Source organism: Paenibacillus sp. LC231 (assembly GCF_001860525.1).
Taxonomy (GTDB): domain Bacteria; phylum Bacillota; class Bacilli; order Paenibacillales; family Paenibacillaceae; genus Paenibacillus_AQ.
The window spans coordinates 241551-265186 of the sequence record NZ_JFOM01000053.1; the positions used below are offsets into that span (position 1 = coordinate 241551).

Consider the following 23636-nt stretch of genomic DNA (forward strand, 5'->3'; position numbering starts at 1 on the left):
CTTCCTATACAAATCGACCTCTGGATTGCCATGCTGCTTGCACTTAAAAATCGTCCTTATGATCACGGACCCAATCAGCAAGCGTGGCTGCCGGCAGCCCTGTGACCTGCGCTACCGTCGGTAATACCGTATAACCGATCTCGGGCGGATTTTTTCCCATTTGCACAAAAAATTCAATCGACTCCTCATCATAGCCTTGCTCTCTCCATTTATCTCTCGCCTGTTCCTCGGTCAGTTCCACAAAGCGGATGTCCCTGCCTGTTACCTCGCTTATAATCCGAACCGCTTCCAATCGCGAGAGGGCTTCCGGTCCCGTAAGGAAATATTCTTGTCCATGGTGACCTTCCTCAAGAAGTGCGGCGACGGCAACGCGAGCGATATCGGCTTCGTGGATTCTGGCACTCAGCGCATGGCCGAACGGCTCACGAACGACTCCTTCGTTGCGGATCGATTCCTGCCAATCCACCACAATATTCGCCATAAACTCGCATGGCTTGAGCAAAGTCCACTCCATTCCGCTGTCTCGAAGTGCAGCTTCCACAGGCCCTTCTTCATAGCTCACCAATACCGTTACCCGCTGTATGCCAGCCTTCTCGGCAAGCTCAATAATCCGCGGATCCGTCTGCAGGGTCCCGTATGCCTCGTCACTGGAAATGATCAAATGCATGGCCCTCACGCCTTGCATGGCGGGGATCAGGCTATCCGGGTCGTTGAGATTCCCGGCAACCACCTGCACACCCTCCGGCAGATTCGCTTGCTGCGGATTGCGTGATATCGCTCTCACTTCTATGCCTCGCTGCACAAGCTGCTGCACCATATGTTTTCCAACAGTTCCTGTAGCTCCTGTTACCAAAATGGTCATATGAAACTTCCTCCTTGAGTTTTATTTAATGGTTCATGTTCATTCCCTGTTCATTGTTCATTGTTCATTGTTCATTGTTCTTGATCCATCATTCATAACGTTTACGGATTTCCTCCAGCTCCTGCAGCAGTTCGTCCTTCAGTTCCGGCGGAGAGACGATCTCCACCTTTGCACCGTAGCTTAATATCACCGAGATGGCATAGGCTTTGGTATAGAACACCGTTCGGACATCTAGGAATCCCTCCCCGGAGATGAAAGCCTCCGGAAATTGCTCGGTCACCCTCGGTCCGGCGGATGAATCGAAACGGAGATGAGCCTGTATGCCCTGCACCGCCTCTTGATCCGCCCGCCCCAGGTTTCCTCGTGGGAGGAACGTGTCGGTGGATATTTCAAGACTGGATATGCGCGATACTCTGAAGATTCGTTTCCCCCGCTTTAACAAGCAGTAGGCCTCCAAATACCACACGCCTTGTTCCCAGTACAGCTGCAGAGGCTCCACTTGCCGCTCCGAGCGGCTGCCGGATGTACTCGTATAGTGTAGGGTCATCAGGTTCGAGCGTTCAATGGCATTTAGAATGGGTCGTACCCATGCCCGCTCATGTTCCGACGTGCTCATATCGTATAGAATTTGTTCATGACATCCTCCGTTCAACAGGGCAGGCTGCAGGGTTCCAAGCTTATTCAGGATGGAAGTGTATCTCCCCTTCACAGTCCCTTCGATGCCCTTCAAAAGATTGTAGATCGCCAAAAAATCGTCAACGGAGAAGTGCTGCCTCGTCAGATAGAACCCGTTCATCAATTCAAAGCCGCCATCCGCACCAGTATAGGAAACAACCGGAATGCCAGCCTGATTAATGAGGTCCACATCGCGGTAGATCGTACGAACCGAGACTTCATACCGGGCGGCAAGCACCGTGGCCGTCACTCTCTGTTTGGTCAACAATTCCATCGTAATGCCTAGCAGCCGGTCGAGTTTCATCGATAACACTCCTCGCGTTTCATACTTTTTGACTTCTGAATCGAATGATAAAGCATGAATCCTGACATCTAGTATGTCAGGATTACATCTCGTTCTTGATGGAATGGGATTATTTTTTAGGAAAAGAGTAAATAAGGTGGGATAACAAAAAAAGCTCCGTGTCACGGAGCTTCCTGCATAGATTATATCAGTTCAAACTGTCTAACTGCTACTGAAACCATCCGCTGACAGCTAGCTGTTCCCGCTGTTATGCCAGCTGTTGGCGTATTAAGCGTTCCATTCGACCCATTCGCCATCCTGCGGAATTTCGATTTGGGCGCGCAGATCTTCCGCTGTCAGACGACCGGACAGCTCCTCTCTTGTCACAAGGCAGTGGTTGATCGCTTCCATATGGACCGCAACCACCTTGGTATATGGAGCATGACGCAGCAGTTCGATCACATCACGCTCATCCATGGTAATCAGATCTCCCGTAAGAAACATCTATTGTGAATTTTTTATATGATGTATTTTTAATATGATTTCTTTTATTTCACCGCATTCTCTTCCGCCATCAATTCCCGCGCATATTCGTTCAAATTGATGGATTGGCCGTGATTCAGCCTCGATTTCTCCGCTGCGAACGCAATCAAATGGCTCCGCACGGAGGCACTGGCCGACGTCAGGCCCTCTTGCCCGTTATAGCTCCGAACTTCCTTCAGGAAGCTCGCCACAATTCCGCTGTCGCCCCCGCCATGTCCGCTCGACTGCGAAGGAATCGTAATCTCCGTTTTCTGCCCGGTCAGGAAATCGTAAACCGTAATCTTGCCTTCCTCTCCCCGAAGCTCGCCGCGGGTGCCCATGATCTGAATTCTGCGTTCCTGTTCATACGTAAACCCGCACATGCTGAACATTGCGGTGGCGCCGCCTTCAAACTCCATGTTGACGACCTGATGATCGACCACATTGTTATCGCTCCGATATACGCAGCGGCCATAGTCCGTCTCGCGAAGCCCCTGAATGATGTTCGGCTTGGTCAGCTCCTGGGTGAAATGCCCCGCCCATCCCTTGTACTGATCGCTCAAGTAAAACCGGGGGGCCGAATATGGACAGGTCGCTTCTACCTGGCAATCGAGGCAGCGGTCGGCCGAACCTTCGGGGGCCTGCTCCTCCCGGAAATGCATCAGGGAGCCAAACGAAGTGACCTGCGTGCAAGGCCGGTCCATTAGCCACGACAGCACATCCATATCATGACAGGATTTGGCCAGTATCATCGGGCTGGCCTTATCGGAATGATTCCAGTTCCCCCGTACAAAGCTGTGCGCGATATGCCAGTATCCCACATTTTCGTTCAGCTGGATCGAAGCCACCTCACCGATGGTCCCTTCCTGAATCACGCGTTTGATGGTACTCCAAAAAGGGGTATATCTCAGAACATGGCATATGGTCAGCAGCCGGTTGTTGCGAATGGCCGCCTGCTCCATCTCAAGACACTCCTTCGGTTCCGGAGACATCGGTTTCTCCAGAAGCACATGATACTGTTTCTCCAGCGCTTGCATGGTTGGGCCATAATGCATGCGATCCTGCGTGCAAATGACGGCGATATCGGCAAGCTTCGGCTCCGCCAGCAGCGGCTCCCAGGATTCATAACACTGTTCCGACGGAATTCCGAACCTCTCGGCAAATCGGATGCGCCGCGCCGGATCGGCCTCGGCCACGGCCACGAAGGTCAACTCATGCGGGTAATCCAGGGCATAGGGGGCATAACCCCCGGCGCCGCGCGCGCCGGCCCCGATCAATATGGCTTTCAATTGTGTCATAACATGTCGCTCCTTTTAGGTTCTGTATACGTGTTTATTTGGTATATCGATCTGCCGCGGACTGGTAAATGGCCAAATAGCGCTCCGAGCCCATTTTTTGCAGGTTAGCAACATATTGGTCCCAGTTATCAAAGGACTCGTTCCCTGCTATGAATTTATCCCGCATTTCATCCACGTACGTGTGAATGTCGGTTTGGATACCGGTAAGCTCGGACTGCTCATCGGCCGTAAAGTTAAACGGCGGCCAGACCTTGTCTTGAGGAATGACGTACGGCTCGGCTTTTTTTGCGTTCTCTACAGAAGTCGGCAGGCCTTCCGCTCCCTTGAAATACTTCTGGGTCACGAAGCCCGGATAATATCCGCCGGGCCATATCAGATACTGCCCTACCGCCTGGTCCAGATTGAGACCTTCCGGATTGTTCTTGATGTCGTCCACGTAATCCACATTGCCTTCTGCATCTTCCTTATACGTTTCGTCTTTCCAGCCCATGAAGAACATGCGGATGCCTTCGTCGCTGTAGAAGTAATCCATCCAGCGGATCAGCGCGGCCGGATTCTTCGCTTTATCGGTCAAGACAAACATCCCGATGTTCCCCAGCGGAGAGCCCGTGGCGCTGAACATCTGATCGCCGTGCGGCCCCTTCAATACCGGCAGCCCCACATAACCCTCCTGGTTGTAGATGGCGACCGGATCCACGTTATCAACAACGCCGAGTAGGCCTTCAACGCCTTTCGCGTCCACCTCCGTGCTCTTCACGGACATGATATCCTGCTCCAGCAAGCCGTCCTTGTATAGCTTGTTCACGAATTGAAGCAGTTCCTTGTATCTTGGATCCGTCGGAATGAACCGGACCTTTCCGCTCGCCGGATCGGTATCCACGTTAATGTTCGAGGTTCCTTGATAATTGAGACCGAACGAGCCGCGCAAATAGTTGACGATGCCGGCAGTCCCCACGCCGCCCCAGGCATATTCGTCCTTCTGGCCGTTGCCGTTCGGATCCTTCTCTTTGAACGCCTTCAACATATCGTAGAATTCATCCAGCGTCTGCGGCTCTTGAAGGCCAAGCTTGGTCAGCCACTCCGACTTCACCCACGGCGTTCCGTACAACACGGACCGGAATTCAGGATCGTATATCGTCGGCAGCCCGTAAATGTTGCCGTCCGGCATCGTAATCCCCTTCTCGATAACCGGATACTTTTCCATGAGGGCTTTAAAATTCGGAGCGTATTGATCAATCAGGTCATTCAGCGGAATAAAAGCGCCCTGCTTGCCGTATTTCAGCAGGTCTGTCCTTGGAAATGCGGAAGCATAGAACATTTCCGGATAATCGCCGCCGGCCAGCAGCAAGTTCCGTTTTTCCGCCAAATTGTCTTTGTGCACCGTGTCCCACTGCACCTGAATATTGGTCATTTTCTCATATTCCTGCCACAGCTTGATGTTGTTCCAGTCGGCGTTGGCAAAGAACTTTCCGGCAAAACCGGTCACTGTCATCTTGTCGTCGACAATCGGAAACCCCGTTTCATTTATCGCGGATTTCCCTTCACTCGAAGGGTCCGATTGAGCCGTTCCTCCCGAGCCTTTCGAGCTGCAGCCCACCACCAGCGATAACGACAACATGCAGGTCAACAGAAGACTTCCCCATTGCTTCAGCTTCATCCGTAATCCTCCCCTTTTCATGTTCCATCCATATTTCCATGCAAGGAATTATCCTTTGATGGCCCCAATCATCACGCCTTTGACAAAATATCGCTGCAGGAACGGATAGAGGGCCAGCACCGGAATATTCGCCACGACCAGCACCGCGTACTTAATGCCCTCCACTTCCCTTTGCTGCTTGATCGCCGATTCGGTCGACATTTTGACCATATCGTTCGTTTGTCCCTGAATCAAAATTTCGCGCAGGATGAGCTGCAGCGGAAATTTATCTTTATCCGATAAATACAGAAGTGCATTGAAGAACGCATTCCAATGACCGACCGCATAGAACAATATGGTCACTGCGATAATCGGCATGGACAGCGGCAGTATAATACGGGTCAGGATTTTAATGTTCGAGCATCCATCAATCGTCGCGGCCTCCTGCAGCTCGCCGGGTATGGACTGCTGAAAGAAGGTGCGCATAATGATGATGTTCCAGATGGATACGGCATTCGGGATAATCATGACCCAGAGCGTATTCAGCATGCCGAGGTTCTTGATCAGCAAATATGTAGGAATGAGTCCTCCGCTGAAAAACATCGTGAAGACCAGCAGCGCCATGATCGCATTTCGTCCGACAAAATCCTTCCGGGACAGCGGATAGGCAGCAAGGATGGTCATCGTGAGATTAATGAACGTGCCAAGCGACGTATATACGAGCGTGTTGGAAAAGCCGCTGATGATATCCTTGTTCTGAAAAATTTTTACGTAGGAATTCAGGTTAACGCCCTTGGGCCACAGCAGCATCTCGCCCCTAAGAACCGCCTGCGGGTCGCTAAACGATGCGCTGAGCACAAAAACCAGCGGATACATGACAATGATGGTGACCAGGATCAGAATCGTATAGTTGATAACGTTAAAAATGCGGTCCCCTCTGGTTTCAATTTGCATGGTTCTTTCACTCCCCTCTTTACCAAAGGCTGGTCTCGCTCACGCGCTTCGAAATAAAGTTCACGACTACCAGCAGGACAAAATTGATGATGGAATTGAACAATCCGATGGCAGCGGAGAAACTGTACTCGGCATTCTGGATTCCCATTCGGTAGACGTAGGTGGCTATAATGTCGGAGCTCTCCATATTCAGGTTGTTTTGCATCAGGAGCACCTTTTCGAACCCGATACCCATAATGCTGCCCATATTGAGGATCAAGAGGATGATGATCGTTGGCATGATGCCAGGGATGTTAATATGCCATATGCGCTGAAGCCTGGTTGCACCATCGACGCGCGCCGCTTCGTGCAGCTGGTTGTCAATGCCGGCAAGGGCAGCCAAATAAATAATGGAGCTCCAGCCCATGGTCTGCCATACATCCGACAGAACGTAAAGAGATTTAAACCAAGAGGGTTCAGTCATGAAATTGATCGGCTGACCGCCGAACATTTCAATAAAATGATTGATGATGCCGTAACGGGGCGACAGAAAAATCATCATCATCCCGACAACAACCACAGTAGAGAGAAAGTGAGGCGCATATGTGATGGTCTGCACGAATTTCTTGAACCGTTCAGCCCGAACCTCGTTCATGAGCAAAGCCAGAATAATCGGGATCGGAAAACCGACGGCAAGACTGTATAAACCGATGCCCAGCGTGTTCTTGATCAGGCGCCAGAAATAATAACTGTTGAAAAAGCGATCGAAGTGCTCAAAGCCGACCCACGGACTGCCCCATATCCCCTGCGTTGCTATAAAATCCTTAAAGGCGATCTGGATGCCGTACATCGGAACATACTGGAACAGGATGTAATAGGCGATGACTGGTGAAATCAGGGCATAAAGCTGCCAATTGCGTAAGACGCGATTCCACAGTAAGCGCTTACGTTTCGTTTCGGGAACCACGGTTGCTGCGGAGTGCAGGGGCGTATTAGCCAATGAGCATCACCTCGTATGTATGGGATTGGATTAACCTCGTTTCACCAGCAAAGCGATTTTGACATGCCATCAAAGCATGGGTATCCACTCAACCAGCGGATCAGTTCCTTTAGATGCATCGAGCTTGAAAAGTACTGGTTTGTGATTTCCCTCCTTTGCTATGCAATCCATCATATGACTAAGCTACCACCGCCTCAAGCTATCCGATTGTCGAATACAGTTATTCCAGTTCACTATATGTTAGGTATAGTAACGCCAAATCAATTTATAAATAAGACCCGAGCAGGCGGGTGTTATTTCATTTTCTCGGAGTGTTTTTGGATATGTTTTTGGATAATTACGGACTAAATTTGGATCCGTACTGGTACATAAAAGGCACCATGCGAAGGGCCTGTTTCATGAACGGGAGGAATTCTCTCTATTATCAAAACCTTTATAATACAAGGTATGAAAACGAAATCGATGACTAGAGTGAAGTTATGCGAAGAATCGTTTAGCAGTTACCAAGACCAGAAACATCATTCCAAACATTTGGTTGATTTTCACTCATGATAATATAGCAATATGGCATTGTCAAATACTTTTTTGGACTATTTTGGCCCAAAAACCTCAATGTTTGGATGAAAAACCACAAAAAACAGCTATCGGATTTCAACCCGACAGCTGTTCAATAACCTTTATTTCATATTTTATGTTAACTAATCACACACAATGTGTTAGTTAAATGTATGTTCTGGTGAAACTTGAAGACTCCCGAACAATCAATGAGCATGGCGGCAATATTTTGGTTGCCACCTTGAAATGCCCGTCCAAATAATCCACGATTGATTTGGCAGCTACCCTGCCGATTTCGTACTTCGGCACGGAGACAGAGCTTAACGGGGGCGTTGTATACTGGGCCACATCAATGTTATCCATCCCCACGATCGCGATATCTTCCGGGATTCTGCCTTGATTCTCGACAACGGCACGCATCGCCGGAATGGCCAGCATGTCGCTGGCACAAAAAACAGCCGTTGGCCATTGCTCTTTGGGAAGGCCTCCGAGCAGCTCGGACAGCTTGCTGAAGCTTCGATCCACATTCCATCCGGTATTCATCAGCCACTCCTCGCGCACCTCCAGGTTGGCTTCCAGCATAGCGAATTTATATCCAACATACCGTTCTTCGCTCTCCATCTGCTTGGAATACGCAGGCCCCCCGATATAGGCGATTCGCGTGTGTCCCTGGTCAATCAGGTGGCTTACGGCTGCCCTCGCGGATGAAATCCGGTCACAGTCTACAACCGGTACGGTCAGCCGCTCATCATTCAAACTCACTCCCATGATGGCAACGCCGGCCTGCTGTATCAGTTCAAACAGCTCCTTGTCATACCAACTGACGGCTACAATCCCCTGAGCTCCTGTCTCCCTCAGCATGAGGCGTATTTTGTCCGCATCGGCGACTTCCTCGCATGTACGAACGATCGCCGGGGGCTGTCCGAGCTCCTCCATTTTTTTATGGAAACCGGCAAGAACCGTTGAGAAATACGGGTGGTCGTCCATCAGGTTTTGGGGAACGACGCAGACAACCCGTTTATCGGCTATGCCGTTATCATGTACCCTTTGGGATGACTCTGGCAGTTTATAACCAAGGTCAAGCGCCGCCTGCCGGATTTTCTGCTTGGTATCCTCGCTGACCGGACGGCTTGCATCATTGCTGATGGCACGTGAAACCGTAGATATGGATACCCCGACCCGTTCGGCAATATCTTTGAGCTTAGCCAATCGCATCTCCTCCTTCGCAAAATTTGGAACCAAATTTTCCGCCATCCATTGATCATAGCATAAACTTTCTGGTTTTGGGGCGTCAAATTGATGACTCTGATCGCTGAGAAGAAAGGAGATGTCTCATGGATTCTTTCGTTTACGAAAGTATGAAATGGTGCATTTTAAGCTATCCAACAGCACTGCGTCATCAGTGGTTATTCATTACGCTTCCAATGGCGCGCGCCCCATGCTCTCCCGCTTTCCTAAACGGAAAAGTACAAACGACACTACCATGGCTATGGCAACGCCCCCGGCACCGATCCAGGTGATGGATGACAAGGACCATTGCTCAACGGCAAATCCTCCGATGCCTGCGCCAGCAGCCATGGCGAGCTGCATCACGGATTGGTTCAGGCCTAGCATGACCCCCGATGAATTCGGCTCCAGCTGAACGAGGTTATACTGCTGTGTCGGACCGGAAGACCAGGCGGATAACGACCATATAACAAGAATTGCAAATACGGGGATGGCCGATACGGCTGCTTGAGTAAAAGTCAGAACGATTAACGCGAGAATATGCAGAATCATGCCCCCTGTTAATGTAAGCGGCACTCCCCATCGATCTGTACTGAATCCGCCGAACTTGGAGCCAATAAGGCTGGCAATGCCAAAGGCAAACAGCGCCGCACTAATCAGACCTTCGTTCAGACCGCTAACATGAAGAAGGTAAGGAGACAGGTACGTATAGGCAATAGAATACCCGCCCAGCCAGAAGAAGGTGATCGCCAAACCGAGTGCCACTTTAGGCTTTTTGAGCAGCGCGAATTGCTGGAGCAGCGGTACGGGAGCATCTCCTTTGGTGTGGGGAATCGCCTTGTACAGCACGATCATGGAAACAACCCCCAGAATGGCAATGAAACCGAACACTGATTTCCATCCAAAATCAGCAGCTACGACACGGCCGAGAGGGACGCCGATAATCAGGGAAGCCGTGAAGCCCATGACAACCGTAGCGATCGAACTCGCCTGTTTACCCGGCGGTGCGATTTTGGCGGCAATCCCGAGTGCAGTTACAACTACCATTCCTGCGCCCATCGCCATAATAACGCGCGCAATTACAAACGGAATATACCCCGGAAGGGCAAACGACAATAGATTCGCGATCACAAAAATACCCAATGAATAAACCAACAGCTTCCGTCTCTCCATTCTAGCGGTCAGTGCCATAAGAACGGGGGTCAAGATCGCATAGACCAATGAGAAAATCGTGATCAGCTGACCGGCTGCGGTTATCGTAATTCCTAACGAATCCGCAATTTTATCCAAAACTCCCGATATAATATACTCCGATGTTCCTACTAAAAAACTAACGATCGCCAAAAAATAAATTTTCCAAGCACCCGTCATGATTGTATTTCCACTCCTTTAATAATATTTATATATCACGATTTGTCGATATGTTAAAGCAATAAAAAGACATATCGCAATATCTAGATGTGTAGTGCGAGACAAGACTGAATATTCCTTTTTTCTGAAGGAATCATTCAGTACCTGCTCTAAATCTCCTGCTTTAAATACTCTCCAATTTCTCGGATAGCCTCTTCATCCCGCGTATAATACGTAAATTTCCCAAGCCGCTCCGTCTTGATCAAACCCGCCCGATGCAGAATCGATAAATATTGCGATGCGGTGGACTGCGTCATATTCAATTTCTCGGTCACCTGGGTTACGCATACCCCGACTTTCCTCATATCAATCCCTTCGTGGGGTGTAAAATGTTGTTCCGGTTCCTTGAGCCACTGCAATATTTCAAGCCTTGATTCATTGGACAGCGCTTTAAAAACTTCGATTGGTTTCATACGTATCATTATATCGGGATTTATCGATATGTCAACCCATTTCCCTTACTGATCCTCCGTACGAATGCCATAGCGTTTCACGGCACTCGCGTAGAACCATTCGTTTGCCGTATCCAGCGCCGTCTCTTCGTCGATCCAGCCAGATAGGACCCGCTCCCACAGAAACTCGGCAGCCAGCTTCTTCACAAGCAAAATCTTGCCGTAACTCCATTCCATGCATCGGGCATCCGAGACGATAATCGAGCTCTTGCTTGCCGGGAGTGCCTCCAGACGGTACTGCATGCTGTCCCGGTAGGTGCTCGCCCGGAAGTTGAACCACCACATGCCGCCGACATGAACGTTCGGGAAATTCCAGGCCGCCTGCACGGCATCGAGGTTGTTCAGTTCCGATGCAAGCACAAGCTCAAATTCACATCGGTACGACTCAAACAAAGCCGTCAGCTTAAGAATCCGCTCTGTATCATTGGCAGGGAACGCCGTGCCGCACCAAGATCTCTCTACTCCGAGAAACAGTTGAACGAGCAGGCCGTTCCGATCCGCAGCACCACATATGACGTGCAGCAGCTCCATCAGAATGTCGTCTCGCCCGCTTGCCGGCCCAATCTCCTTACGGATGTGCGAACTCGACTCATACCGCGGCAGCGTTGTCATGATGCCCGGGAGGCCGGCTTCGCGAAATCCGTCAAGCAGCAGGTCAATCTCGCCTCTCACATCAAGTAAAGTCCTGGCAGGATCATTAGATTGCACGATGCGGTCAACCCATGGACCCAGCACTCCGTCAATCCGGGGGATCAATACAGCATCATCCCGCATGCCTTGAAACGTTGCATGCTCCGGATGATTCACGACAAACCGGCGGATATTCATCCGGTCTGCCGTTTGCTGAGCCCAGCCCTCTTCGATGGATGCGTGCCGTACGCGAGCCATAGCTTCCCGCACCGAATGTTCATCCTTGATGGTGACTCCGTATAACTCACGCATAATGGAGGTAAATACCCAGTTCATCAGCGTGCTTCTCGTTGATCGATAGGCTTTTAGAAAAGCGGCAATTCGCTCCTCCTCCGGTAATTTATCCGCTTCATCCGGGTATCCTCCAGCTTGGAGCTCTCGGTAAAACCAGAAGTAATGGGCGATTTCCCAAAAGTCCCTTGCACCGAGCCGGTCACCGATAAGGTGAGTATGGGTATCGAAGACCGGCAGCCCCATGATTCGCTCGAAGAATACGGCTTGTTTGCCGCTCATATCATGCAAGCTCATATGAACATCTCCTTCTCTTCATGAATCGGTTATTTCCGGTTTTCCGAGACGACAATGCCCTTCCCTTCGTTGTAACGGTCCGTGGCTTCCTTAATGATCTCAAGCCCGCCCTTCTTCTTGTATTCCTCAATCACTTTCGGCCAATCCGAGATCGGCTCTCTGCCATAAATCATCTTGATCATATGATCAAGAACGAGCTTAGGCCCCACGTCATCGCCTTGCGGCGCGGTATCCGGATATTTGGAATAAGCGTCCAACGCCGGGGAGAAGCGGATCGACCCCAGACCTTCCTTGAAGACCACCGTATCCATGAACTTGATCATCTCCTGCCCGTCCTCGGTGAGTTCTTCCTTTGCCTTGTTGTACACCATATCGTGGACGAACCAGAACATGCTGCGGAAACCGTCTTCATCCATCGCTTCCAGCGTGGATGGAGGCGTAAACTTGATCGCGCCGTTCTCCCGGGTGAACGTTTCGCCTTCAATGCCGAACGAGAAATATGTCTCTGCCTCCGGCGTCAGCATCCAGTCAAAAAACTTGATAATGCCGATGGCCTTCTCTTCTGATACCTTGCTGTTAATATAGTAGGATGTATTGATGCTTGAATACAGCAGATGGCCTCCTGTGTTCTCCGGACCGCGCGGCGAAGCAATGATATCGACCTTGGCATCTGGCACGGCATTTTTCAACTTACCGCGGAATCCTGAGAGAAGCTGGGCATTGGCTGACCACATGCCGGATTTACCGCTCTCAATGTTTTTGCCATAATCACTCGAGGTCAGGGTCGCAAAATCCTTAGGAATCAGACCTTCATCGTACATGGTCTTATAGGTCTCAAGCGCCTTCGTCATATTTTCCACATCGAAGAACTTGGGAACGACCTCCCCGTTCTGGAGTTCGTACTGTGATGGCAGCACGTCGAACGCTCCCAGAATCGTGTCCGCATATTTAAAGTTCTCCCGCATTTGATACGGGAACTCCACGCCTTCCTTTTTCATCGCACGCATCACGTCCAGAAATTCATCCACCGTCTTTGGAGCAGGAAGCCCTGTCTTCTCCAGCAGATCGGTCCGGATATACAGCCCTCTCCGGGACGGGTTGGACAGCCATGCCGGTATTCCGTAAATTTTGCCGTCATAGCTTGTCTCCTGCCAGGCTTCCTTCGGCACACTCTTCATCAAGTTCGGAGCATGCTCCTTCAGCAAATCGTCAAGCGGCATAAATACGCCTGCTTCTACGGAACCGGACATTCCCTTGCTTGTAGCTCCTCCCACGTTCTGAACGACGTCAGGAATATCATTGGAGGCAAACATTAAAGTCATTTTGCTGTCGAAGTCCTTCAGCGGAAGCATCGTCAGTTCAATATCCGTATTGGTCAGCTTCTCAAGCTCCTTCACCCATCTCTCTTCATTTACATCCTTCGATCGCTCGGCATGTTTGTTTCCGCTGGTTGCCATGGACATCGTGAAAGACAGCTTGCCATCAGCGGCAGCGCTTGATGAACCGGGGGTTCCTCCATCCGCTTCCTTGGCACCATTACAGCCAACCGCTGTTACGGCGATTAGCGCACTCATCAAAACCAAACTCCATTTTCTTCTCATCCATATCGCTTCCTTCCATAATTCTCACCTGAAAATCTAAAGCGCTTTCATAATAACATCCAATTCCCTTGCATTAACATGTACTTTCTTCTGATCGCATGTGTTTTCCTATGCTGGCCGTTCAAGGAGACATGGTGCTTAATAACCATTTGAATTATATTTAATTTACTAATTTAATAAAATAAGTTTACTTTGTTCATAGTTCGTTATATACTCTCCTTGCAAGTGAGAATAGAGGGGGAACAAGACCATGAAGACCATTTTAATTACAGGCACATCTTCAGGAATCGGAAGAGGAACCGCACAGTATTTTTGGGAGCGAGGATGGAACGTTATCGCAACCATGCGTTCGCCGGAGAAGGAGATGGAATTCATTCAGCGAGAGCGTATGCTGGTCACAAGACTCGATGTTGTACGGAAGGAAACGATCGAAACATCCATCGCTGAAGGGATTCGGCAATTCGGTAAAATCGATGTGCTCCTGAACAATGCAGGCTACGCAGCCATTGGCGCATTTGAAGCCGCAACCGATGAACAGGTAAGAAAACAGTTTGATGTCAACGTATTTGGTGTCCTCCAGACAACCCAGGCTATACTCCCCCATTTCAGAATGAACGGCGAGGGAACGATCATCAATGTTTCATCCGTTGGCGGCAGAGTAGCCTTTCCTCTTCTGTCCTTGTACCATGCGAGCAAGTGGGCCATCGAAGGGTTCTCGGAGTCCTTGTTCTATGAGCTGGCTGCACAGAATATTAAGGTGAAAGTTGTAGAGCCCGGAAACGTTGCAACAGACTTTACCGGACGTTCATTGGACCTGCTGTCAGACCCTTCGCTGAATGCTTATGGAACCTATTCAGAAACGGTGCTGCAAAAACAAATGGCCAGCTTTGAAACCAACGTCTCCACACCGGAGTTAATTGCGGAAACCATTTACGAAGCGGCTACAGATACATCCTCCCGTTTCCGCTATTTATCCGGAGCAGATGCTCATTTCTTGATGGATTTGCGAAGCAAAGCCTCGGAGGAGGAGTTTATGGCGGGGATCACGCAGCAGTTCAGCTGAAAATTAGAAACCACCAGCTCCCTTTTATTCGGAGCTGGTGGTTTCAGGTAATCCGTCATAGTTCGGAAGACAGAGGCTGTGCTGTCCCCCTACCTCGCACGGCTGGCAGTAAGGACAGCAAACCGAGAACAGCCAAGAACGCCCCTACCCACAGAGGCGATGCCAAGCCAAATCCCGCATCCATCGCCATCCCTCCAACGGAGGAACCAACGACAACGCCAAGGCTGATCACGGACCCATGCACCGTCGTAACAAGCGACCCCGTATCGGCAACCCGGGTGACCCGGGTCGCCATGGCCGGGTTCATGGGCACACCCGCTAAACCTACGATCACAACCGCAATCATAGCGATCACCTGGCTGTGCACAAACAGTCCGAATACCACTAAAGCCGCCGCTAGAGCGACCAACCCAATCGTAAGGATCTGCATCATATAATGGTCCGCCAGTCTGCCGGTGACCATGTTGCCAAGCACCGTTGCCACACCGTAAACGCCAAGCAGGATCGGAACCGCCTGAGCGCCAAAGCCGGTAAGATCGGTTAAGATCGGCGAGAAATAACTGAATGCGGCAAAGGTAGCTCCGATAATCAGCATGCTTGTGGCATATGCAGCCCATAGATGGCGATTCTTGAAGGCGACAAACTCTCCACGAATGCCGGCCGATTCCGTTCTGGGCAAGGATGGGATCGTAAACAGCCCCACCAAGCCCGATGCCAATACCAGAACCACAACAGCCCAGAAGCTGGCACGCCAGCCTAATAGCTGCTCGGTCCACATCGCCAGCGGAAGTCCGATCGCCGTTGCAACCATTAAACCGCCGAGGACGATCGACGCCGCCCTTCCACGCGATTCCGGACCGACGAGGGAAAAGCTAATCGCAAGCGAGACGCCAAACGCCGCTGCAGAGGAGATACCCGTGATCACTCTGGCAGCCATCATCACTTCATATGTGGGCGCGACAGCGCCCAGCGTCTGACCGACAAGAAAAATGGCAGCCAATATCATAAAGGCCTGTTTGCGCGGCACCTTCAATAGCCCTACCGTCAGCAGTGGTCCTCCTATAATCATGCCGGCGGCATAAGCGGTAATGAGATATCCGATGGCTGCAACCGAAACGCCGAATTCTGCCGAAAGCGAAGGCATAATGCCTGCTACCATAAACTCGGAGGTCGTCATCGAGAAAATCATAAGTCCTAATATATAAATGGAAAATGGCATGGGGACAACTCCTTTCACAAACTTCTGTAATCATCGGTACAAAAATAGGATCAATGAATCCGTAAGCGCTCAAATAAGATGCTAACTTCGCGTACAACCAACTATTTTACCGGATAGTACAAAACTATACAAAAAAATAAAACACCTCGCCCACTCTACATTTCGGCATGAATGAACATGCCATTTCGCTGCAAGGACGTATCCCTCCATGATCTTCGCACCATCATCGGCTCCTCTCTCCTATAGTTTCCAGCTCATTATATATATTTTGTAACGATCGGTCAATAAGTGTGCTTTTAAAATCCATCGGTTACGGGCGGCCGCATACCCCACCTCTACATTAGAAGTAGACGTGAGGTATCCACCCTCCGCACCAGCTTTACGTTACCGTTATGACTTGGCCGTTGGTGAACGCAACCGTCTCATAACATGAATTATCGTGCATCCACCGGCGCTTGCACCTGCACATCCTGGCCGGCATCAAGCAATACCGCGTTAATCCCGTTAAGAAAAGCCAACGCGCTTGCCTTAATGATATCCGTATCCATCGCGCGCCCGGAATAGGTTTTGCCTTGATATTCGATTCGGATATTCACCCGGCCGATGGCTTCTTTTCCCCTGGACAGACTATTGATTTTGTAATCCTTTAACTGTACGTCCAAACCGACCAACGCTTTCATGGCGCTGTACAGCGCATCGATCGGGCCATCCCCCACCATGCTGTCCCTGAACGTCTCGCTGCCTTTTCTCAGCTTCACGGTTGCCGTCGGATACAGATCATTGGTCACGACCTGGAACGAATCCAGCTCATACAGATGACTGCTGACTTCTTCATGGGTACGGTGCTGGGTCACCAGATAAAAAACGTCATGGTCATATACTTCCTTCTTGGCATCGGCCAGCTGCAGGAATTTCGCGAACAACGCTTCAAAATCTTCGCCTTCGCCTGTCTCGAAGCCCAGCTTCTCCACCGCATTCTTGAACGCATGCCTTCCGGACCGCGCCGTCAGGATCAGCTCCATACTGTCAGCGCCGACATCCTCCGGCGACATAATCTCATAAACCTGTTTATCCTTCAGCAGGCCGTCCTGGTGAATGCCGGATGAGTGCGCGAATGCATTCTCACCCGTAATCGCCTTGTTCACCTGCACATCCAGGCCCGTCAAATGCGTCAGCAGCCGGGAGGTTCTAATCAGCTCCTTGAGCCGGATATTGGTGGAGGCCTTAAAGTGATTCTCCCGGACTTTGAGTCCCATGACCACTTCTTCCAGCGATGTATTGCCTGCGCGCTCCCCTAAACCATTGATCGTGCATTCTACTTTCTGGGCACCATTTCTCACTGCGCTGAGCGTGTTCGCCGTAGCAAGCCCGAGATCGTTATGACAGTGAACGCTGAGAATAACCTGGTCGTTCAGATTCTTCAGGCGTTCATTGATTTTGCGAATCAATTCGCCGAACTCATCCGGAACCGCATAACCGACCGTATCCGGTACGTTAATCATCGTTGCTCCGGCCTTCACGACGGCTTCGATCGTTGTCCACAGATATTCAAAATCAGACCTGGATGCATCCTCCGTCGAATACTGGACATGAGGCAACAGCGTTTTGGCGTACTTCACCGCATCAACGCCCATCTGGAGCACCGCATCCTTGGAGCGGTTGAATTTCTTCTCCACATGAATGTTCGAGGTGCCAAGCACGATATGAATCAGCGGATTTTGCGCGAGCTTAATGCTCTCATATACGGCATCGATATCGCTCTTCACTGCGCGTGCAAGCGCAGTAATGGAGACGCTATCGCCTACGGTTCGGGCGATTTCCTGAACCGCTTGAAAATCCCCTGCCGAAGACGCGGGAAAACCAGCCTCGATAATATCGACGTTCAGCCGCTTTAGCTGCTGCGCAAACTCGATTTTTTGCTGTACGTTCAGTTTGGCGCCCGGAACCTGCTCTCCGTCGCGCAAGGTTGTGTCCAATACGATAATGTTGCGTTCCATTTGATATTCCTCCTCGATCATCGATCATCCATTCTCATTCATTTATATCAAGCGGGGTTGGTTAAACCCGGAATTTAACCAACAAAAAAACCCCGCCTCTACGTATAGAGGCGGGGTTGAACCCGCGGTACCACTCTAATTCATTTTATGCAAAATGATCTTCTTCGATGGCCATCACCATCTATCCCTGTAACGGTGGAACTCCGGCTAACCCTACATGATATCAGGCAGCTGTTCATAGACGAGTTCAAAGGGAACGACATTACCGTTTCACACCTGCCAACGGCTCTCTGAAAAGTCATTTCGCTTTTACTATTTCTAATCAAAACATTTCGATATGAATTTTGATAACTATCTTAAGGAAAGAGAATCGTTTTGTCAACCCTTTATCTTCCAGAAGCAAAAGAATGCTTTTTTTAAAGCAATCCGGACTTCTTCACATTCGCCAGGAAATCATGGAATTCCGGAATATTCAGCTGCTGCGCCGCATCGGACAACGCCGTAGCCGGATCGGGATGAACCTCTACCATCACGCCGTCAGCTCCTGCAGCAAGAGCCGCTCTGGCACAAGGGGCCAGGATGTCCTTACGGCCCGTGGAATGCGTCACGTCCACCAGCACCGGAAGATGCGTTTCCTGTTTCAGAATCGGTACCGCCGAGATGTCCAGGGTGTTTCTCGTCGCCTTCTCGTACGTCCGAATGCCGCGTTCAATCAGCATCACTTGCGTATTACCGCGGGACACGATGTATTCCGCAGCGTGCACGAACTCATCGATCGTAGCCGCAAGTCCGCGTTTCAACAGCACCGGCGTCTGAACATCCCCCGCCGCTTTTAACAGCTCAAAGTTCTGCATGTTCCGCGCACCGATCTGAATGACGTCAATGTATTCGCACGCAAGCTCGATATGCGCAGGATCCACGATTTCGCTGATCGTCTTAAGGCCGAACTCGGACGCCACTTCCTTCAGAATTTTCAGGCCCTCAATGCCCAAGCCCTGAAAATCGTAAGGCGATGTTCTCGGTTTGAACGCCCCGCCGCGCATGACGATTATGCCCGCTTCCTTAAGAGCAGCCGCAACCTGGCGTACTTGCTCATAACTCTCAACGGAGCATGGCCCTGCGATCATTACCGGCGTGCCGCCGCCGATCACCGTATGGCCCAGCTGAATCAGTGTATCTTCCTGCTTCTTCTTCCGGCTCACCAGCAAATGCTTCTTGTGATCGACTTGCTGCAGCTTCAAGGATGCCTGGAAAATCTGTTTAAATAAATGACGCACCGTTTCATTATCGAAAGGACCTTGGTTATGCTCCACCAGAGTATCCAGCATTTTTTTCTCGCGTACCGGATCAAAATCAGGAACTCCCTGCTTTTGCTTCTCCTGACCGATCTCCTGGGCAATTCGTGCCCGCTCCGACAACAGCTCCAGCAGTTGAAGATTAACGGAATCGAGCTCCGATCTTAATTGTTCCAAACGTCCTTGACTCATCTGAAATCTCTCCCTCACCTTTTTTTCTGGTTTATAAAAACAAAAAGACCCCCCGCCCGGAAAGGGACGAGGAGTCGTGGTACCACCCTTATTAGATATGCCGAAAAAAAGCAAACACATCTCACTTGAACCTCTTAACGCAAGGGTTACGGGTAAGCCTACCCCTCTGCACGCAACATGCAGATTATCAGCATACCAGCTCCGGAATGAACTTCAGCGGAGAACCTTCGCCCGGGCGCTCTCAGTCGGTGGCTGCCCTTTCCTGTCAGGAACGTTCTTTCGCTTACTCTTTCCATCATCGCTTGTTATAACATATCGTGTTGGTTAATTAAGAAGCATTGTATTACACCCCGAATTAAAATTGCAAGAGTTTTATTTAAAGCTTGGTTGCTTTGATGCAGTGAAGTTTAATAGAGCGTGCTTCATGTCAGTGTCGAACATTCACCTTCTGCCCTTGTTGCACCGGATTGCCCCAATACGTAAACAGGCGCCAGATATATTCGAATGGTCCCATCGGAAGCCGCTTCAACCAGACTCTGCTGAAGGCTGCTTGCAGAGCAAAAATGACGACAACCATCACCATCTGCCAGATCGGTTCGATCTTCCCATACCACCCCAATCCGTAGCTGTAAAAGATCAATCCGCAAAGGATCGATTGAAGCAAATAGTTGGTGAAGGCCATTTTTCCGGGATAAGAAAATAAATTCAGCACCTTCTGCCACGTTTTATTCTGGTATAAAAGTGCAAACGCTCCGGTATAGCCCAGTGTCAAGAGTGGTCCTCCAACGAATAAAACGACCGCCTCGAACCAGGATGGCAGTCCATCCGCTAGCGACATCACAAGTTGAAGGCCAAGACCCAAACTGCCTCCAATGACAACTAATCGGATGATCCCTTTCCGGTTCTTCTGAACCTCATGCAAAATACGACGCTTGCAGAAGTAGGCACCCATCAGGAACATCCCTAATACTTGGGGGTAGAAGACCACCATATTCAAGATGGAGCCGATGTAATCATTCAGCCGCTGAGCGATGATCTGGGCCATCGTCCCCTCTCCGTATATGGCTGCGTCCCGCCCCTGGAAATAAATACCTATCTGATGCGCATCCGCTTGGCTAAACGGCTCAAAGACCTGGCCAGCCGAAGGGCTCAGCAGACTTGCTCCCGTCAGCAGGACGGGAACGAGCAGCAGCAGGGATAGCGACCAGACCAGCAGCGTTCTTGGCTTGCAGCGTTGAAACAGCATCAGCAGAAAACCCATGAGTGCATAGTGGGTCAGAACGTCTCCGTACCAAATCAGAATTCCATGGATCAGACCGACTAGAAGCAAAGCCGTCAACCTTCGAGTATAGATGCGGTTAAAGCTTCGTCCTTTTGCCTGACTGCTCTCCTGTAACAGGACCATGCCAAAACCAAACAGGAAAGAGAAAATCAATATGAATTTGCCGTCAACTACAATTCCGCGCAGCAGCATCAGGACTTCATTGTACCAGCCTGACCATAATTCAACCCCGAACGAAATGGTTTGCAGCGATGTCGTAAAAAACGTAATGTTCACCAAAAAAATGCCTAATAGTGCAAATCCCCTCAAGCTGTCAATGAGCCTTATTCTTGGCTGTGAATTCGTTGCCATCATCGTACCTCCTTATCAATGTGCCTTCAGGTTAAGGTACAATCATAAAGAAAGGATAAAGAAAAGTTCAGCTATTTGAACTTATGAAGTATCCATACTTCAACGGAGCAGGCGGAATCGTTCTGGAGAAGCGATAAGCGGTCGCCTTTGCACCCGGATTTCAACATTTTAATAGATTGATAGAAATCTGGGGGCAACAGCGATCGGAAGAATGATCCGCATGCGAAGTGATGCTATAGCTACTGAAATTTAAGACCTATTTCCTTATCCTTTCTTTAGAATTTTCAAGTAAACTATTAAGAAATTCGTAACTAGGACTTCTCGGAGGATGTAATAGATATGGCAAACGAAACGATCCTACTAGTCGATGATGAAGAAGAAATCCTCTCTTTTATACAAGACGCGCTGGAGCTTGAAGGCTATCAGGTACTGACTGCCGGAAGTGGACAGGAGGCGTTAATCCAGAGCAAACAGCAGCCGTCCCTGATCATACTCGATGTAATGATGCCTGATATGAACGGCATTGCGGTATGCGAGCAGCTTAGGGAAAGGACGCAGTGTCCCATTGTGTTCTTGAGTGCTTGCCAAAGTGAAGTGGACCGAATTCGAGGGCTGGCTGCCGGCGGGGACGATTATTTGCTCAAGCCCTTTAGCCTTGCTGAATTAAAAGCCCGTATCCATGCCCATCTGCGGCGAGAACAGAGAATCCGCACGCACAAAGAACAGGGCATCCTGCGCTTCCCAGCCCTGACGATCGATTGCAAGGGACATGCCGTTACCTGCAACGGGCACAACATCGCTCTTACGAATAAGGAGTATCAGATCTTAGAACTGCTGGCGATGCATCAGGGGCAGGTCTTTTCCAGAGTGCAGATTTACGAGAAGTTATGGGGATTTGACGCTGAAGGGGACGACTCCACCATCACCGAGCATATTAAGAAAATACGGGCCAAGCTGGCCGCTCACGCACAGGACCGCAGCTATATTCAAACCGTATGGGGCATTGGCTACAAGTGGGATCCCAAATGATGAAACAGCGTTCCATCAAAAACACGTTCGCCCGCCATTTCGCCTCGATCCTGGCCTGCAGCTTGCTGGCTACGCTTGTAACCTGGGGACTGCTCGCGATGCTGCTTGGATACTTGTTCAACCATGACATCGCGTTCCCGGCCAATCATTATGAAGCTCAGATCCCTGTAATTTCGGAGTACGCCGAAGCCCGGGGCGATTCTGTCATGAGCAAGCAGGGACAAGCCGAACTGGAAAAGGTGATTCCCTCGCAGGGCATGTCCTACCTGGTAGTGTCCCTTACTGGCGAACCCCTATATGGTGATCTTCCTCTCAACGAATCACTTAGCCGGCAGAAAATACTGGCACGCTTGAACCAGACGCATAGAAGCATGAATCAAGTCGTGAAATACACTCCGGTTGTCTCCAGTGACGGAAATCTTGCAGGGGCTCTTCTGCTTGGATATAACCTGAAGGTGACGGCATCCAATCCGGAGCTGAATCCCTTGGTAACCATCGGGTCCCTCATCTTTGTTCTGACGCCTTTTCTGTACATCATCTTGTTCACGCTAATATTCGGAAGGCGATTCAGCCGACAGATCAGCACTCCGCTGCAGCAGCTTCTGCAAGGAGCCGAGCAGATTAAAGAGCGAAATTTACACTTTTCGATGACAGGGACATCGTCAATAACGGAAGTTAACCGGCTTACACATGCTTTTGAGGACATGCGTCAAGAGCTGGAGCAATCCATCGAGCGGGAATGGAGATTGGAGCAGGATAGAAGCACCATGTTTGCGGCTCTCGCTCACGATCTTCGAACACCGCTTACGATTATTCAAGGACATGTTGAGGGCTTGGAGCAGATGAACGGGGAATCGTACGAAGCCAAACGATCGCAATATCTTCAAGTCATCAAACGCAACACGACACGTGCTTCGAAGCTCCTTCAGGATATGAACACCATCGCGGAAATTGAGAAGGTCTCTTTTCGGCTTCAGCCGCTTCCCGTGGATCTTGAAGAACTAGCAGATGATAAAACCATGGAATATGCCGCTTTATGCGGCAATCACAACATAACCTTCCATACAGAGCTCAACGATAATCGATTGAACAAAAAGCCCGTCCTCTTGGATCCCTATCGCATCATGCAGGTACTGGATAATCTCGTTTCGAACAGCATTCGATATACTCCTGAAGCCGGACAGATTCTATGGCGGATCGAAATCACCGAGGACCAGGTGATGATGGCTGTTACGGATAATGGAGCAGGCTTTGGGCAGCAGCAGGATCTGCAGCAGGTATTTAAGCAGTTTTATCAAGGGGATCATCAATCCTCCAGACAAAAAGGCCATTCCGGTTTGGGGCTGTATATCGCCAAACTTCTCATTCAGCATCATGGAGGGCATATTTCTGCCGAGAACACCCCGCCTCGCGGGGCAACGGTGCGCTTTGCCATACCGATATCGAGCCAAGAACCTTAAACTTTTCCAAGCATATCGAAGAGGCATCCTCCATGATCCATTGGATCGAAGGATGCCTCACTCATTTTATGAAAGG

The 23636-nt window shown here is 50.1% G+C and carries 19 protein-coding genes and 1 other annotated feature; of the genes, 3 read left to right on the top strand and 16 right to left on the bottom strand.

Annotated features, from left to right (window positions below):
- Window positions 1-43 precede the first annotated feature (43 nt).
- From AK95_RS28375 to AK95_RS28430, 12 genes are all read right to left on the bottom strand, one after another.
- On the bottom strand, window positions 44-862 hold the full coding sequence (locus tag AK95_RS28375) for an NAD(P)H-binding protein (protein ID WP_071223261.1): 819 nt from the start codon (window positions 860-862) through the stop codon (window positions 44-46).
- Between the two features lie 88 nt (window positions 863-950).
- Entirely contained in the window at window positions 951-1841 is an 891-nt protein-coding gene (locus AK95_RS28380) for a helix-turn-helix transcriptional regulator (RefSeq protein WP_071223262.1), read from the bottom strand.
- Between the two features lie 267 nt (window positions 1842-2108).
- Window positions 2109-2297: a hypothetical protein gene (locus tag AK95_RS28385; RefSeq protein WP_071223263.1), complete on the bottom strand. Its 189-nt coding sequence runs from the start codon at window positions 2295-2297 to the stop codon at window positions 2109-2111.
- A gap of 71 nt (window positions 2298-2368) precedes the next feature.
- The gene (locus tag AK95_RS28390; RefSeq protein WP_071223264.1) at window positions 2369-3640 is read right to left on the bottom strand and encodes a Gfo/Idh/MocA family protein; all 1272 of its coding nucleotides are present in this window, start codon (window positions 3638-3640) and stop codon (window positions 2369-2371) included.
- Between the two features lie 34 nt (window positions 3641-3674).
- On the bottom strand, window positions 3675-5297 hold the full coding sequence (locus tag AK95_RS28395) for an extracellular solute-binding protein (protein ID WP_071223265.1): 1623 nt from the start codon (window positions 5295-5297) through the stop codon (window positions 3675-3677).
- A 48-nt stretch (window positions 5298-5345) separates the two neighbouring features.
- Window positions 5346-6230: a carbohydrate ABC transporter permease gene (locus AK95_RS28400; RefSeq protein ID WP_071223266.1), complete on the bottom strand. Its 885-nt coding sequence runs from the start codon at window positions 6228-6230 to the stop codon at window positions 5346-5348.
- A 19-nt stretch (window positions 6231-6249) separates the two neighbouring features.
- Entirely contained in the window at window positions 6250-7209 is a 960-nt protein-coding gene (locus AK95_RS28405) for an ABC transporter permease (RefSeq protein WP_071223267.1), read from the bottom strand.
- 720 nt (window positions 7210-7929) lie between these two features.
- The gene (locus tag AK95_RS28410) at window positions 7930-8973 is read right to left on the bottom strand and encodes a LacI family DNA-binding transcriptional regulator (protein WP_071223268.1); all 1044 of its coding nucleotides are present in this window, start codon (window positions 8971-8973) and stop codon (window positions 7930-7932) included.
- Between the two features lie 204 nt (window positions 8974-9177).
- Window positions 9178-10362, bottom strand: a complete 1185-nt coding sequence (locus tag AK95_RS28415; RefSeq protein WP_071223269.1) for an MFS transporter — start codon at window positions 10360-10362, stop codon at window positions 9178-9180.
- Between the two features lie 149 nt (window positions 10363-10511).
- Window positions 10512-10814, bottom strand: coding sequence for an ArsR/SmtB family transcription factor (locus AK95_RS28420; protein WP_071223382.1), 303 nt, complete (start codon window positions 10812-10814; stop codon window positions 10512-10514).
- 45 nt (window positions 10815-10859) lie between these two features.
- The gene (locus tag AK95_RS28425) at window positions 10860-12071 is read right to left on the bottom strand and encodes a glucuronate isomerase (protein WP_071223270.1); all 1212 of its coding nucleotides are present in this window, start codon (window positions 12069-12071) and stop codon (window positions 10860-10862) included.
- 29 nt (window positions 12072-12100) lie between these two features.
- Window positions 12101-13672, bottom strand: coding sequence for an extracellular solute-binding protein (locus AK95_RS28430; protein WP_071223271.1), 1572 nt, complete (start codon window positions 13670-13672; stop codon window positions 12101-12103).
- A gap of 250 nt (window positions 13673-13922) precedes the next feature.
- Here AK95_RS28430 and AK95_RS28435 point away from each other — a divergent pair, with 250 nt between their 5' ends.
- A complete protein-coding gene (locus AK95_RS28435) occupies window positions 13923-14735 on the top strand; it encodes an SDR family oxidoreductase (RefSeq protein WP_071223272.1) in 813 nt (270 codons plus the stop codon).
- A gap of 55 nt (window positions 14736-14790) precedes the next feature.
- On the opposite strand, the gene AK95_RS28440 is transcribed toward AK95_RS28435, so the two are convergent.
- The 4 genes from AK95_RS28440 to AK95_RS28455 all read right to left on the bottom strand — a co-directional run bounded on the left by AK95_RS28440 (window position 14791) and on the right by AK95_RS28455 (window position 21074).
- Window positions 14791-15954 carry an MFS transporter gene (locus AK95_RS28440; RefSeq protein ID WP_071223273.1) on the bottom strand — a complete coding sequence of 388 codons (1164 nt, stop codon included), beginning with the start codon at window positions 15952-15954 and terminating at the stop codon, window positions 14791-14793.
- 434 nt (window positions 15955-16388) lie between these two features.
- Entirely contained in the window at window positions 16389-17951 is a 1563-nt protein-coding gene (locus AK95_RS28445) for a 2-isopropylmalate synthase (RefSeq protein ID WP_071223274.1), read from the bottom strand.
- Between the two features lie 103 nt (window positions 17952-18054).
- Window positions 18055-18286 (bottom strand) — a binding site (T-box leader).
- A gap of 81 nt (window positions 18287-18367) precedes the next feature.
- On the bottom strand, window positions 18368-19438 hold the full coding sequence (locus AK95_RS28450) for a bifunctional 3-deoxy-7-phosphoheptulonate synthase/chorismate mutase (RefSeq protein ID WP_071223275.1): 1071 nt from the start codon (window positions 19436-19438) through the stop codon (window positions 18368-18370).
- 427 nt (window positions 19439-19865) lie between these two features.
- Window positions 19866-21074, bottom strand: coding sequence for a DUF418 domain-containing protein (locus AK95_RS28455; protein ID WP_235613241.1), 1209 nt, complete (start codon window positions 21072-21074; stop codon window positions 19866-19868).
- Window positions 21075-21410: 336 nt separating this feature from the next.
- On the opposite strand from AK95_RS28455, the gene AK95_RS28460 reads away from it, so the two are divergent.
- Both AK95_RS28460 and AK95_RS28465 read left to right on the top strand, forming a co-directional pair.
- The gene (locus AK95_RS28460; RefSeq protein ID WP_071223277.1) at window positions 21411-22100 is read left to right on the top strand and encodes a response regulator transcription factor; all 690 of its coding nucleotides are present in this window, start codon (window positions 21411-21413) and stop codon (window positions 22098-22100) included.
- Window positions 22097-23560: a sensor histidine kinase gene (locus tag AK95_RS28465; protein WP_071223278.1), complete on the top strand. Its 1464-nt coding sequence runs from the start codon at window positions 22097-22099 to the stop codon at window positions 23558-23560. The genes AK95_RS28460 and AK95_RS28465 overlap by 4 nt, the downstream gene beginning before the upstream one ends.
- The last annotated feature ends 76 nt before the right edge of the window (window positions 23561-23636 follow it).